Origin of the sequence: Pseudomonas sp. 22526, from assembly GCF_052044735.1 — a bacterium.
GTDB classification, from domain to species: Bacteria; Pseudomonadota; Gammaproteobacteria; order Pseudomonadales; family Pseudomonadaceae; genus Aquipseudomonas; species Aquipseudomonas piscium.
The window spans coordinates 1-13379 of the sequence record NZ_JBQENK010000006.1; the positions used below are offsets into that span (position 1 = coordinate 1).

Here is a 13379-nt window from a genome sequence, read left to right on the forward strand (position 1 = left end):
CCGAAGGTCCGCCAGCGGTCGCAAGATCCCTGCGCCCCCTGCGGGGTCGATCGCAGCCTCGCAGGCTCGGCAGCGGCTACAGAATCAGAACCTTCGCCATTTCAGCGGTAGCCGACCAACCCAATCCGGTATACACCGGCTTGCCCACCTGGGTGGCATGCAACACGGCGAAGCTCAGCCCGCGCTGGATGAATTCGGCTTCCGCCAGCTTCATCAGGCCCGAGGCCAGCCCCCGGCGTCGGTAGGCGGGTTCGACGTAGACGTTGAGCACATAACCGCGTTGATCCTGGGTGGGATGGGACGGGTGGGGCGGCCAGTCGATGCTCATCAAGCCAATGGCCGCCACCGGTTGCTGGCCGTCCAGCAGGGCAAAACCGTAGTAGCGGCCGTCGGGCAAACGCTGGCGCAACCAGGGGCGGAAGTGCTCTGTCATCAGTTGCAGGGCCGCGGGTTCTCCTCCCGCTTCGAGGAACATCGCCTCGCGATGTCGGCAGACCAGTTCGAGGTCGTCGGCCACCAGCCGGCGCACGGCCAAACCTGAAAAATCGATACCGCCGGGAATCTCGTTCATCGCCTGCCCCTCGGCAAAAAAGGTGATGCTAGGAGGGATCAACAGACCGCGTCAGACACAGAGCCCAGCAAAAAACGGCATACAGCATTGGCCACCCATGCCTGTACTTCTGTGGCGTAAAAAAAGGGCCCACCTCGCGGCAAGCCCTTCTGGTTTTCCTGCGTTGGCCTCAATCCCCCAACGCTGCCCCCTCACGTCGTGGATCGGCGCCACCGGCCCAGGAGGTTTTACCCTGGGCATCGCGCACCCGCACGATCGCCTGGGTGCCGCTGGTCATGTCGATATCGGTCAGCTCATGCCCCTTGGCTTTCAGCGCCGCTTTCAACCCAGGGGTGAACTGGCCTTGTTCCAGTTCGGTCGGGCCGTTGCGGCTGCCGAAGTTGGGCAGGCTGATGGCGGCTTGCGGGTCGAGGTTCCAGTCGAGCATGCCGATCACCGACTTGGCCACGTACTCGATGATCTGCGAGCCGCCCGGCGAGCCGACGGTGGCCAGCAGTTCACCGCTGTTGCGGTCGAAGACCAGGGTCGGCGCCATGGACGAGCGTGGACGCTTGCCCGGCTGCACACGGTTGGCCACCGGATGGCCGTTCTCTTCGGGGATGAAGGAGAAGTCGGTCATCTGGTTGTTGAGCATGAAACCCTGGACCATCAGGTGCGAGCCGAAGGCCGCCTCCACTGTGGTGGTCATGGATACCGCGCCGCCTTGGTCATCCACGGCCACCACTTGCGAGGTGGAGATGCGCATTGGCGAGCGGTCCGGGGCGTAGGCCACCTGGATGCCCTGAGGCTTGCCGGGTTCGGCCTTGGCCATGCTGCGTTCGCCGATCAAGGCGGCGCGCTGGGCCAGGTAGCGCGGGGCGACCAGGCCGGCGATCGGCACCGGGGTGAAGTCCGAATCCGCCACGTACAAAGCGCGGTCGGCATAGGCCAGGCGCTCGGCTTCGGCGATCAGGTGCACGGCTTCAGGCGCCGGTTCCAGGCCGGCCGGCAGGCTGGTCTTGACCGGTTTCAGCGGGGGCAGCGCATAACGCGGGTCGCGGGCTTCCAGCACCTGCAGGGTGCCGAGGATCTGCGCCAGGGCGATTCCGCCCGAGGAGGGTGGCGGCATGCCGCAGACCTGCCAGCGCTTGTAGTCGGTGCACAGCGGTTCACGCTCCTTGGCGCGGTAGCCTTGCAGGTCGTTGAGCGACAGGCTGCCCGGGTTGGCGTGGCCCTGCACCTTGGCGACGATTTCCCGGGCGACCGGGCCTTGGTACAAGGCGTTCGGACCCTCTTTGGCGATGCGTTCGAGCACCGCGGCCAACTGCGGGTTTTTCAGCAGGGTGCCGACGGCTTTCGGCGTGCCATCGGCATTCAGGAAGTAGGCCGCCATGTCCGGCGATTTTGCCAGGTACGGATCGGCGACGATCATGCTGTGCAGGCGCGGGGAGATCGGGAAGCCCTGGTCCGCCAGGCGAATCGCCGGCTCGAACAGTTGCGCCCACGGCAGGCGGCCGTGTTTTTTATGGGCCAGTTCCAGGGCCCGCAGCACGCCCGGTGTACCTACCGAGCGGCCGCCGATCTGTGCCTGGGGGAACGGCATGGGTTTGCCGTCCGCTTGCAGGAACAACTTCTCGGTGGCCCCGGCCGGCGCGGTTTCACGACCGTCATAAGTGCGCACCGCCTTGCCGTCCCAAAGCACGATCAAGGCCCCGCCGCCGATGCCCGACGACTGCGGCTCCACCAGGGTCAGCACGGCTTGCATGGCAATCGCCGCATCGATGGCCGAACCCCCTTTGCGTAACATCTCGCGCCCGGCTTCGGCCGCCAACGGGTTGGCCGCGGCCGCCATATGCTGGTCGGCGTGTTGCACTTGCAGGTCGGTGCGATAACCCGAAGCGATTTCCGGGGCGGGGGGCAGGGCGGTGTGGGAAGGGGCGGAGGCGTTGCAGGCGGCGAGGCTGAGGGCGACGGCTATCAGCGAGAAACTGGCAAGCCGGCGGTGACGCGGATTGAGGGTCGAGAACACGCGTTGAACTCCGTTCACTGGGTAAATGATGTGTCGTCCGTGGGGAGGAATGTACAGCAGTGAGCGGGCCCATGCTGACCCTTTCGTGGATCGCTAGGGTGCCGATACGGCTGGTGCTTCCGGGCAAGGCCCGAGGCAAGACGCTGGCCTGGAGGCGGCTGGTGGTGCCGTTGGGATTTCTGGGGGGCGGGGCTTGGGTTGATTCATCCCAGTGCATCTAGACAGGTACGGATGGCGAGCCAACCGGCGACAGGCTGGCTGCTACCACTGAGCGAGCCTGCCAAGGTGGCAGGACTCGAACAAAAGGTTCTGCGACAAACCTGGCTCGATTCAGCCGAACCGAGAAAGGCGCGGCTGAATGAGCTTGAACAGTAGAAACCTGAAAAGCGGCAGATGATCCAACTCATGGCGAATCCAGCTGGAAACACCCTGCCGGCCGTGGAAGCCACAGGCATGCCAGGTACCTGGCCGGGCCTGCCGTGGCTCCCTCAGGCGCGTATCAGAGCGAGATCTTGTGCAAGCGTAGCCAGGCATCCAGCGCCAGTGCTGTTTCCAGGCTGTGCCGGCTTATTTGCGTATTGAAGTAGCCCTCGGGCTGGCGCAGTTCCTCGGCCATATAGGCGTGGGAGACGATGCCGAACACCGGGTTCCCCGTGTCCTGCAGAAGCTGCCGGGCACTCTGGCGAAGGAAGCGTTCGTAGCCCAGGTCGGCCGAGGTCGGATAGGGACTCTTCCTGCGCTTGAGCACCGCCTCCGGTACGAAGTCGGCACAGGCCTGCTTGAGCAGCCACTTCTCCTCGCCATCCTTGCTCTTGATCGACCAAGGCACGTTATAGATGTACTCGACCAGTTCGTGATCGGTGAACGGCACACGGACCTCGAGGCTGTTGCACATGCTCAGGCGGTCCTTGCGATCCAGCAGCATCACCATCCAGCGTTTCAGGTGCATGTGGCAAAGCTCGCGCATCCGGCGCTCGTGCGGGCTGTCTTGCGCCAGGTGTTCGACTTGCAGCAGCGCATCGTCGTAGCTCGCCTGTTGGTACTGGGCGAGGTCGCATTGGCGGTTGAAGTCGGCATTGATGAAACCGGCCGGCAACTTCACCCGCGACGACCATGGAAAGGACGCGGAGGCTATGACCTTGGGATCACGGAACCAGCCATAGCCACCGAAGACCTCATCGGCGCCTTCCCCCGAGATGGCCACCGTGGAGTGTTTGCGAATTTCCCTGAACAACAGGTTCAGCGAGGTATCCATGTCGCCGAAGGTGAAAGGCAGTTCCCTGGCGCGGAACACCTCCTCGCGCGCCAGGTCGGAGACCAGTTCCTCGTTGTCGATGAGCACGGTCTGGTGCCGGCTACCGATGAACTCCGCGGCCAACAGGGCAAAGGGCTGGTCCTGATCGGGACGCAGGTCGTCGCTCTTGAACTGCTCGGCCTGGCCAGTGAAGTCCACCGAAAAGGAGTTGATGTTCCCGCCGGTCTTCTCCTTCACGATACGTTGCGCGATAGCCGTGAGGGTGGTGGAGTCGAGTCCGCCGGACAGCAGCGAGCACACGGGAACGTCGGCATGCAGCTGCGAACCCAATGCGTGGGTGACCAGCTCGCGGGTCTGTTGCACGGTCGTCTGCAGGTCGTGCTGGTGCTCCTGGCGGCGTACCTTCCAGTAGCTCTGGATCTTCATCTGCCCATTGGGGCGCCAGGACAGGAAGTGGCCGGGAAGCAGCTCCATCAGGTTCCTGAAAGGCGTCTGGGCGGTTCCCTTCGACAGCGTGAGCACGTCGACCAACCCCGTCACCTCCAGCCCCGTAGTGAATTCCGGGTGAGCCAGGATGGCCTTGGTCTCCGAGCCGAAGAGCAGGCCTTCGCGATGGCGGGCATAGAACAGCGGCTTGATCCCAAGGCGATCGCGTACCAGGAGCAGGTGGCCGTCGCGTCCGTCGAACAGGGCGAAGGCGAACATGCCTGTCAGGTGATCACAGCAACGCTCGCCCCATTCCAGATAGGCATGCAGCACCACCTCGGTATCGCTGCGAGTCTGAAACACATGCCCCGCCTGCCGCAGCTGGTCGCGCAATGCGTCGTGGTTGTAGACCTCCCCTGTGTAGACCAGCGAGACCTCCTGGCCGTCCGCAAAGCGATAGACCATCGGCTGGGTACCGCCGCTCAGGTCGATGACTGCCAGCCGCCGATGCCCCAGAAGAGCGTGTCGATGTTTCCATATGCCTTCGGCATCAGGCCCGCGAAGTGCAAGGGTATTGGTCATAGCGCGAATCGCAGGGTCTTCCCCTTCGAGCCTGCGCGTATAGTCTACCCATCCTGTGAGACCACACATTTAGTAACTCCTGTAATTATTCATTGAGGCACGCCAGGCCTGTTTTTTAGTGAGTCATGCCACCTTGGCTGACTCGTCAACGCGGCAGATTTCGTGCAAGTACCTGCGTTATTCAGGGTTGCAGACGCCGCACCTTCCACCCCGTATCGCTGCGGTCATAGCGCAAGCGTTCATGCAGGCGCTCCTGGCCGTTACCCCAGAATTCCAACGATTCAAGCCGCAGCTCGAACACGCAATAACCCTCGGGACGCGGCAGCGGGCCTTGAACCTCGGTCAGTTCCCTGGCGGCGTCGCGCATGGCCTGAACATCCTTGAGCTCTTCACTCTGGCGAGACACCGATGACATCGGATGCGTGGCATAAGGGCGTTTCAACCAGGCCTCATCGGCCTTGGCATCCGACAAGCGCACGGCCTGGCCATTGAGGATGATTTGCTGACTGGTTTCGCGCCAATACAGCACACCCGAGGCCCATGGGTTTTGCAGCAGTTCGCGGCCTTTCTGGCTTCCGGCATGGGTGGCAAACACCACGCCACGCTCGCTGATCTCACTGATCACCACGATGCGCGTCGAAGGCCGGCCCTGGCTGTCGGCCGTGGCCAGCGCCAGCGCGCGAGGTTCGCGGATGCCCACGCGGCGTGCGCGTTCGAGCCAGTTGTGCAGCACGCTTATGGGGTCGGCAGGCAGCGTCTGGTACTCGGGGAACGGCGCATCCAGTGTGCCGGTCAGGGATTCCGACATGCCTTTACCCAACAGCGGATTGCCTTGTACTGAACTGTTCATAGAACGATGGTCCCCCGTCCGAAGGTGACGCCATTGCCTGATACTTCGACCCGCGTCAGTTGATCGGCGCGGCCCTCGGCCCTGGCGAACATCAATGAAGGGCGGCCGATTTCCACGCCCTGAAGAATCTCGATCTGCTGGCCGAACTCGATCTGGCCATGACGCGCCAGATGAATCGCCAAGGGCCCGGCAGCGGAGCCCGTGGCCGCATCCTCGACCACCCCATAGGCCGGTGAGAACATCCGGCTGCGCCAACGCCGTCCCGCGCCGGCAAAACAGTTGATGGCCATGTCGTGGAAGTTGGACAGAGCACGGTGGTCGGGATGCAGGGCCGACAACGCGGCGATGCTCGGCAGGCCGACAAACACATGACGTGGGCCGTTGTGATAGATCTCGATGGGAAAGGTCGAGTCGCTGATGCCCAGGGCCTTGAGCAATTCGACGTCGCGTCCCAGGGCCGTCCAGGTCGGTATCGGCTGGTCCATGCTGGCGGCGACGACGCTGCCGTTCTGGCGCTCCAGCTCAAAGGCGATGGTGCCCATCTGGGTTTCCAGGAACAGCCGGTGATTGTCGGTGTGCGCGCCCAGGGCAATGGCCGTGCCCAGCAACGGGTGCCCGGCGAAGGGCAGTTCGTTGACCGGGGTGAAGATCCGGATCAGCGCATCGCCGCAGTTACGTGGCTTGAGCACGAAGGTGGTTTCCGAGAGGTTCATCTCTCGGGCGATGCGTTGCATTTGCGTGGCCGACAAGTCATCGGCGTCAAAGAACACCGCGACCGGATTGCCTTCCAGCGGGGCGCTGGCAAAGGCGTCGATGATGACGTAATGGTGCATGGTTATCTCCCGGCGGCCGAAGCGTTGCTCTCGACAGCTGTGTGGATGAGGGCGTGCCGCATCAGGTCGGCGATGATGCGCGGACCTTCCTGGGTCAGCAGCGACTCGGCATGGAACTGCATGGAGGCGAACGACGGTCCGCGCAGGGCATGCACTTCGCCGGTCTCGCTGTCGCGGCTGATTTCGACGGTGCCGATGCCGTCGATGTCCAGGCGGTCACTCGCACTCCGGGCGGCGAAGGTGTTGTAGAAACCCACCCGTTCGGCGTTGCCGAACAGGTCGATCTGTTTTTGCACGCCCTGGTTGGGAATGTCTCTGCGCCGCAGTTCCAGGCCCAGGCACAAGCTCAGTACCTGATGGCTCAGGCACACCGCAAGGAACGGCCGCTGCTGGCTGAGCAAGGAACGGATGGCCACATGCAGATGGTTGATTTTCGGCAGTTGGACTTCGCTCGGGTTGCCGGGGCCGGGGCCCATGATGACCAGGTCGTAGCCGTCAAAGCTGTATTCGTCGCTGAAGCTGCACACCGTCACCACTAGGCCCAGGGCCCGCAGTTGCTTGGCGATCATCGAGGTGAAGGTGTCTTCGGCGTCGACGATCAGCACCTGGCGCCCACTGAAGTCGTCCTGGGTCTGCTGCCGCTGCTGGCTGTCCATCAACCAGAAGTCCGAGACGTAGGCATTGCGGCTGGCCAATGCGGCACGCACTTGCAGGTGGCTGCCGAAGCGCGAGGGCGTCTGGTTTTTCAGGGCGCTGATCAGGCCAGTGGCCTTGGCCCGGCTTTCGGCGGCCTCGGTCATGGGGTCGGAATGGCGCACGATGGTCGAGCCCACGCTGATCCGCACCTGGCCGCTGTTATCGATGTCGGCGGTGCGAATCAGGATCGCCGAGTCCAGGGAACGCCCGCCCTTGCCATCGCTGCCGATCAGCGCGGCCATGCCGCTGTAGTAGGCGCGGCCTTGCGGTTCATAGCGCTGGATGACCCGGCAGGCGCTTTCCAGCGGGCTGCCGGTGACGGTCGGAGCGAACAGGGTTTCGCGCAGGATTTCCCGTACATCGCGACGGGTCTTGCCTTCGATGAAGTACTCGGTGTGGGCCAGGTGCGCCATTTCCTTGAGGTAAGGGCCGAGGACGTGGCCGCCGTCGTCACAGATGCGCGCCATCATTTTCAGCTCTTCATCCACCACCATGTACAGCTCGTCGGCCTCCTTGCGATCGGCCAGGAAGTCCATGACTTCCGTCAGGTTGGGGCCGGAGGGCGGATAGCGGTAAGTGCCGCTGATGGGGTTCATCACCGCGAGCCCATCCTTGACGCTGATGTGGCGCTCGGGGGACGCACCCACGAAGGTACGGCTGCCGGTGTGGATGATGAACGTCCAGTAGGCACCTTTCTCCCGTTCCAGCAGATGGCGAAAGAACGATAGCGCACTGGCCGGGCCGTACTCGCTGATCTCGGCCAGGAAGGTGCGCTTGATGACGAAGTTGGCGCCTTCCCCGGAGCCGATTTCGTTGGCGATCACCTGGCTGACGATCTCGGCGTAGCTCGCGTCGCTGAGGTCGAAGCGTTCGCTGTTCAACTCGATCGGCACGTTGGGCAGCAATCCCAGCACCCGTTCGATGCTGATGGATTGCTGCTCGATGATGTTCATCGCCAGCAGCGGCGACTGATCGTCCACCGCCTCGAAACCGCGTTCGGCAATCTGGCGGTAGGGGATCAGCGCCAGTACATCCAGGCGAGGCGCGCCGATCGAGGTGGCAGGCAAGTCGATATCGGCCAGGACCTGGGGTTCCGACATTTCGCCGATCAGCACATCCAGCAGGCCGGGCCCGCTGGATTCCGGGCGGTACAACAGGGCAAACGGCTCGGGAACCGGTTGCAGGATGCGTTCCATGAGACGGGCTGCGGCTTGGTTCATAGCACCACCTCGTCGGTGGTGATGACCATGGCGCAACGGCTGGCGGCGTATTCGATGGCCATCCAGTGATGCTCCTTGCTGAAGTCGGCGATAGCGTCGGCAACGAGGAAGGGCTGGATATCGTTGGAGTAGGCATCCACGGTGGAAATCAGTACCCCGACATGGGCGTACACCCCGCACAGGATCAACTGATCGCGGTCGTTGGCGCGCATGCGTTCCAGCAGGTCGGAGTTGAAGAACGCGCTGTAGCGCCACTTGGTCAGCAGCCAGTCACTGGGCTTGGGCGTCAGGGCGTCGACCACCTCGCGGTCGGTGGCGCTGGCCTTCATGCCTGGGCCCCAGAAGTCCTTGAGCAGCCCGCGTTGCTCCTCGCTCATGCTGCCAGGCTGGGCGGTGTAGGCCACCGGAACGCCGTTGTCGGCAGCCCACTGGCGAATGCGCGCGGCATTGCTCACCACTTGTTCACGCAGGGCGTCGGGCAAGGGCCGCAGGAAGTAGCGCTGCATGTCATGCACCAGCAGCACGGCACGCTCGGGGTCGATGCTCCATTGCGCGAGGTTGACGGGCAGGTCGCGGGAAGTAGGCAGGGCGTAAGGGACTATCGATGGAATGCCGGTCATGGCGACAAACTCCAGTCAAAAGGAGGCAAGGGTTGAGGGGGGCTGGTTTTTCCAGGCCATCACCGCAGTAATGGCTTGCCAGGGGTTCAGGCGCGGGTCGCACAGGCTTTTGTAGCGGCTGGCGACCTGATTCAGGCCGGCGGCATCGGAAGCGCACTCGCTGACGTCGTCAGGGGTGGTTTCCAGGTGCAGGCCGGCGGCCACGCCACCGGCTGAGGTCACGGCATGCCTGAAGGCGGTGATTTCCTCGGTGATGGCCTGCACCATGCGGGTCTTGTTGCCGCAGGGCGCAACGATGGTGTTGCCGTGCATCGGGTCGCTCAGCCAGATGATCTTGTGGCCGGCCTGGCGCACCGCTTCAACCAGCGGAGGCAGGCGATCGGCGACCTTGTGGGCGCCCATGCGGGCAATCAGGGTCAGCCGGCCGGGTTCGCGCTTGGCGTCCAGGCGTTCACACAGGCTCAGCAACTGGTCCCGGGTGATGTCCGGGCCGACCTTGCACGCCACCGGATTGAGCACTTCGCTGAGCAGCGCCACGTGCGCGCCCGTTAACTGACGGGTACGCTCGCCGATCCACGGCCAGTGGGTAGAACCGAGAAATACCCGGCCCTGTTCGTCCTGGCGCAGTTGTGGCAGTTCGTAGTCGAGTACCAGCATTTCGTGGCTGGTCCAGGCCGGTGAACCTATGAGTTGTTCCTGGCCTGTCGACGCTTTCCAGCCCAGGTGCTGCATGATGTCCCGCGCGGCGCTATAGCCTCGAACCAGGCGTTGCGCATCGTGCTGGCGATGGCCGCAGACGGCCTCGCGGCCGTTGACCATGTCGCCGCGATACACCGGCAATTCGATATCGCCAATGCGTTCGTTGTTGTTGGAACGGGGCTTGGCGAACTGCCCGGCAATCCGTCCCACCCGTACCACCGGTTGCTGGGTCACGAGTCGGAACGCACCGGCCAGGATATCCAGCACCGCTGCTTTGCGGGCCACATGGTCGGGCGTGCTCTCATCCATGTCCTCGGCGCAGTCACCGGACTGGATGATCATCGCTTCGCCGGCCGCTACACGAGCCAAGGTGGCGCGCAGCACCAGGATGTCCTCTACCCGAATCAATGAGGCGCTGTCCCTGAGGTAGGCCTGCGCGTCATGCAATTGTGAGGGCTCGCTCCATTGAGGCTGCTGGAACGCTTCACAACTTAATACCCGTTTCAGTAAGTCTTCCATGATGCGATCACTCTCACGAGAGAATTAAGTTGGAATGCCTTCGCGTTTGATTTGCGGTACTGGAATACCCAGGGCGCGCAGTTGTTGAAAGACGTTCATAAACTCGCGATTGCGTTTTACTTTGCCGTCTTCCAGCTCGAAGGAGTGCAGGAAATGGTTCTCGTAATAGCCTTCCGGATAGCCGGGAAAGAGAATCTTGCCGTGGCCATCGCACTCGACCCAGAAATGGTTGGGATCATCGGTTTCAAATACTTTGACGTTGTACCACTCCCAGTCCGGGAAGCACTTGAGTGACCAAACAGCATGTTCGGCCAACTTGGCTTTGCCACTGATTACAATCGGCGCGCCGGTGTCGGTGGTCCATAAACCGCCTGTACCATCTTCGGTAAATAGTTCATGACGGCGCAGGCGGTCCTGGCCTTTGGTACGCATATATTGCTCGACGGTGGCGCGGTTTTTGCGGCGAAGTTCAGTGGTGTCGCTAGCGGTTAGTTGTTGCGCTGCGCTATTAGGCATGCTCAATCTCCAATGAATAAGGGGGCTTATGAGGCGGGGATACCTTCACGCTTGATTTTTGGAACGGGGATGCCCAAGGCGCGAAGTTGTTGGAAGGGGTTCATGAATTCACGGTTCTGCGTGATTTTTCCGTCATCCAGTTCGAAAGAATGGATGTAATGATTTTCGCAATAACCTTCGGGGTAACCGGGAACCAGGGTCTTGCCGCGACCGTCGCTTTCCACCCAGAAGTGGTTGGGATTGTCGGTTTCAAACACCCGGACGTTGTGCCATTGCCAGTCTGGAAAGCATTTCTCCAGCCATTCGCCGAGGGCGGCCAGCTTCAGGTGGCCTTTGAACACAAGGGGTTCACCGGTTTCGGTGTTCCAGGAGCCGCCACTGCCATCCTGAGTGAACAATTCATGACGACGCAGGCGATCTTTGCCGTTAGTGCGCATGTACTGTTCGACGGTGGCCCGATTTTTTCGGCGAAGTTCAAGATGATCATTAAAGCTGCTAGGGGAAAGCGAAGCAGGCATGGCAGCATCCTCCTTAGTTGGGCTGGTATTTTTTTGAAAGTAAATGGTTAGTTAATTTGGTGCGGGTAGATAATTTACAGTTTTTAACTATTGTTCCTTCGTGGCGGTGCTGAACGGGTGTTGTTTATACACCTGCATTTCTTGGGGCTGGAACTACCAGATCTTGTAGTGATTAGGGCATGAACGGGCTGGCTGCAGTCACGCCGGGTGAACTGTTGCATTATTGTGAAGAGGCAGGTTCATTCGTCGGCTGGGAGGCACTAATGGCTTACTAACATCGTCAGGATGCAATGTCCTATGGCTAGTTAGTTGGGTCGGATGCAGGAAATCTAGTGCTAGTACGAAGCGGTCTATGACTCTGTGGTTTTGCTTGTTGACAGGGGTTCAGGTTGGTCTAGGCTAACGGCCTGTTTTCAACTTTAGTGGTGCTCAAAATGGAGTTAGGGCAGCAGTTGGGATGGGATTCATACTTTTATAGTATCTTTGCGCGAACCATGGACATGCAGGAATTTACGGCTGTCACCTTGAGGGTCTTGCGCGAACTACGGTTTGATTTTTTTGCCTACGGCATGTGCAGCGTGACCCCGTTCATGCGGCCCAGGACTTGTATGTACGGCAATTATCCCGAGAACTGGGTGCAGCGATATCAGGCGGCTAACTACGCGGTGATCGACCCCACGGTGAAGCACAGCAAAGTCTCGTCGGCCCCCATTTTGTGGAGCAATGAGTTGTTCCGGGGTTGCCCGGACCTGTGGTCTGAAGCCAACGACTCAAACTTATGCCATGGCCTGGCACAACCCTCGTTCAACGCCCAGGGCAGAGTCGGGATGTTAAGCCTGGCACGCAAGGACAACCCCATCAGTCCTCAGGAATTTGAAGCCTTGAAGCTGATGACCAAGGCGTTTGCGGCAGCGATCCACGAGAAGATTTCCGAGCTGGAGAGCGACGCGCGTGTCTTCAATACGGATGTGGAGTTCAGCGGGAGGGAATGTGATGTGCTGCGCTGGACGGCCGACGGCAAGACCTCGGAGGAAATCGGCGTGATCATGGGGGTGTGCACCGATACCGTGAATTACCATCACCGCAACATCCAACGCAAAATCGGCGCCAGTAACCGCGTGCAGGCAGTGTCTTACGCAGTTGCGATGGGCTATATCTGAGGGGCATTTACTATCTCCGAGTCGACCAGAAGGGCGACTCGGCCTGTATCAAGCTATCTCTTTCAATAATGTGTCGGACATGAAGGCTGACGGTGCGGCTGCGCCGCGGTGATGTTCACGGTGAGCCGAGAGTTTGATGGCGAGGATCTTCTCATTCTGGTGCACCGTTACCGGGCCCAGTCGTTCGTAGTGGACGCCATTGATTTTGTAATAGCGCTCCATGGTGCTGTTGACGATCCCGACGATGGCATCTGCGCCCGCCAGGCTGGCGGTCTTCAGGCTTCTCCAGAACAACGGCATCGCCAATTGCGGTTCGCGGGTGGTGAAACGAGTCATTTCCCAGATGGCTGGATGCTTGGGCGGCGCCCCGGCGCAGGTATGGCTGAACACCCCTTCAAGCAGGTTGGGGAAGGTGGTGGGAATCAGCCGGGCGCAGCCAACGATGGCGCAGTCTTCATTGAACGCCAGGAGGTAGCGGGCGTGTTCGGTGTCGTATTGATCCCATTCACAACCTGGCTGGCTCGGATGGGCCGGCAGCCGCCATCCGAGTTTCTCGACGAATTGTTCGTGCCGAAAACGGCCGAGCATGAGTTTCAACTCGTCGCTCATTCCGCTCAGTGTGTGCTCTTCCATGTGCATGACTGGGGTTTCCTTAGGGAGGGAGTGCAGTTTTATAGAGGACTTGTACAGGCTTGGCACCTGCAAGATCTGGTAGGTGCATCGGTGGAATCGAGGTGAAGCCATTCGTTGGGGGACTTTGCCGAAGCTAGCGGCGGCGACAGTGGTATTGATCCCGCCGTCGGCATCGAAGGTGACTGTTTGGCCCAGGTAGTCGTAGAGAATGGCGGGTGCGCTCATGGGGCAGGGGGCGGAGTTTTGGGCTTGTATCCCCTCGGTTCAATGATT

General features: G+C 61.3%; 12 protein-coding genes. 1 reads left to right on the forward strand and 11 read right to left on the reverse strand.

Going from position 1 to position 13379, the window contains the following annotated elements:
* Positions 1-76 precede the first annotated feature (76 nt).
* The 10 genes from ACTJKT_RS10465 to ACTJKT_RS10510 form a co-directional block, all read right to left on the reverse strand.
* A complete protein-coding gene (locus ACTJKT_RS10465) occupies positions 77-571 on the reverse strand; it encodes a GNAT family N-acetyltransferase (protein ID WP_440787041.1) in 495 nt (164 codons plus the stop codon).
* Between the two features lie 169 nt (positions 572-740).
* Positions 741-2579 (reverse strand): gamma-glutamyltransferase, encoded by a 1839-nt coding sequence (ggt, locus tag ACTJKT_RS10470; protein WP_440787042.1) that lies wholly within the window; start codon positions 2577-2579, stop codon positions 741-743.
* 499 nt (positions 2580-3078) lie between these two features.
* Complete coding sequence (gene asnB / locus ACTJKT_RS10475) at positions 3079-4911, reverse strand: asparagine synthase (glutamine-hydrolyzing) (RefSeq protein ID WP_440787043.1); 1833 nt, start codon at positions 4909-4911, stop codon at positions 3079-3081.
* Between the two features lie 112 nt (positions 4912-5023).
* Positions 5024-5692 carry a phenazine biosynthesis FMN-dependent oxidase PhzG gene (gene phzG / locus ACTJKT_RS10480; protein ID WP_440787044.1) on the reverse strand — a complete coding sequence of 223 codons (669 nt, stop codon included), beginning with the start codon at positions 5690-5692 and terminating at the stop codon, positions 5024-5026.
* Positions 5689-6525, reverse strand: a complete 837-nt coding sequence (locus ACTJKT_RS10485) for a PhzF family phenazine biosynthesis protein (RefSeq protein ID WP_097305055.1) — start codon at positions 6523-6525, stop codon at positions 5689-5691. The genes phzG and ACTJKT_RS10485 overlap by 4 nt, the downstream gene beginning before the upstream one ends.
* Positions 6526-6527: 2 nt before the next feature.
* A complete protein-coding gene (locus ACTJKT_RS10490) occupies positions 6528-8417 on the reverse strand; it encodes an anthranilate synthase family protein (protein ID WP_440787229.1) in 1890 nt (629 codons plus the stop codon).
* A 20-nt stretch (positions 8418-8437) separates the two neighbouring features.
* Positions 8438-9061 (reverse strand): isochorismatase family protein, encoded by a 624-nt coding sequence (locus ACTJKT_RS10495; protein WP_440787045.1) that lies wholly within the window; start codon positions 9059-9061, stop codon positions 8438-8440.
* Between the two features lie 15 nt (positions 9062-9076).
* Complete coding sequence (locus ACTJKT_RS10500; RefSeq protein WP_440787046.1) at positions 9077-10279, reverse strand: 3-deoxy-7-phosphoheptulonate synthase; 1203 nt, start codon at positions 10277-10279, stop codon at positions 9077-9079.
* A gap of 24 nt (positions 10280-10303) precedes the next feature.
* A complete protein-coding gene (locus ACTJKT_RS10505; RefSeq protein WP_025806279.1) occupies positions 10304-10795 on the reverse strand; it encodes a phenazine biosynthesis protein in 492 nt (163 codons plus the stop codon).
* A 26-nt stretch (positions 10796-10821) separates the two neighbouring features.
* Entirely contained in the window at positions 10822-11313 is a 492-nt protein-coding gene (locus ACTJKT_RS10510) for a PhzA/PhzB family protein (protein ID WP_440787047.1), read from the reverse strand.
* A 494-nt stretch (positions 11314-11807) separates the two neighbouring features.
* Between ACTJKT_RS10510 and ACTJKT_RS10515 the strand changes: the two genes are divergently transcribed.
* Positions 11808-12473 (forward strand): autoinducer binding domain-containing protein, encoded by a 666-nt coding sequence (locus tag ACTJKT_RS10515; RefSeq protein ID WP_440787048.1) that lies wholly within the window; start codon positions 11808-11810, stop codon positions 12471-12473.
* 48 nt (positions 12474-12521) lie between these two features.
* On the opposite strand, the gene ACTJKT_RS10520 is transcribed toward ACTJKT_RS10515, so the two are convergent.
* Positions 12522-13331 (reverse strand): acyl-homoserine-lactone synthase, encoded by an 810-nt coding sequence (locus tag ACTJKT_RS10520; protein WP_440787049.1) that lies wholly within the window; start codon positions 13329-13331, stop codon positions 12522-12524.
* Between the last annotated feature and the right edge of the window lie 48 nt (positions 13332-13379).

Bases quoted from the DNA above. Each gene is read 5' to 3' on its own strand.
- ACTJKT_RS10465 (WP_440787041.1), bottom strand. From the start codon at position 571: ATGAACGAGATTCCCGGCGGTATCGATTTTTCAGGTTTGGCCGTGCGC.
- asnB (WP_440787043.1), bottom strand. From the start codon at position 4,911: ATGTGTGGTCTCACAGGATGGGTAGACTATACGCGCAGGCTCGAAGGG.
- phzG (WP_440787044.1), bottom strand. From the start codon at position 5,692: ATGAACAGTTCAGTACAAGGCAATCCGCTGTTGGGTAAAGGCATGTCG.
- ACTJKT_RS10485 (WP_097305055.1), bottom strand. From the start codon at position 6,525: ATGCACCATTACGTCATCATCGACGCCTTTGCCAGCGCCCCGCTGGAA.
- ACTJKT_RS10490 (WP_440787229.1), bottom strand. From the start codon at position 8,417: ATGGAACGCATCCTGCAACCGGTTCCCGAGCCGTTTGCCCTGTTGTAC.
- ACTJKT_RS10495 (WP_440787045.1), bottom strand. From the start codon at position 9,061: ATGACCGGCATTCCATCGATAGTCCCTTACGCCCTGCCTACTTCCCGC.
- ACTJKT_RS10500 (WP_440787046.1), bottom strand. From the start codon at position 10,279: ATGGAAGACTTACTGAAACGGGTATTAAGTTGTGAAGCGTTCCAGCAG.
- ACTJKT_RS10505 (WP_025806279.1), bottom strand. From the start codon at position 10,795: ATGCCTAATAGCGCAGCGCAACAACTAACCGCTAGCGACACCACTGAA.
- ACTJKT_RS10510 (WP_440787047.1), bottom strand. From the start codon at position 11,313: ATGCCTGCTTCGCTTTCCCCTAGCAGCTTTAATGATCATCTTGAACTT.
- ACTJKT_RS10515 (WP_440787048.1), top strand. From the start codon at position 11,808: ATGGACATGCAGGAATTTACGGCTGTCACCTTGAGGGTCTTGCGCGAA.
- ACTJKT_RS10520 (WP_440787049.1), bottom strand. From the start codon at position 13,331: ATGAGCGCACCCGCCATTCTCTACGACTACCTGGGCCAAACAGTCACC.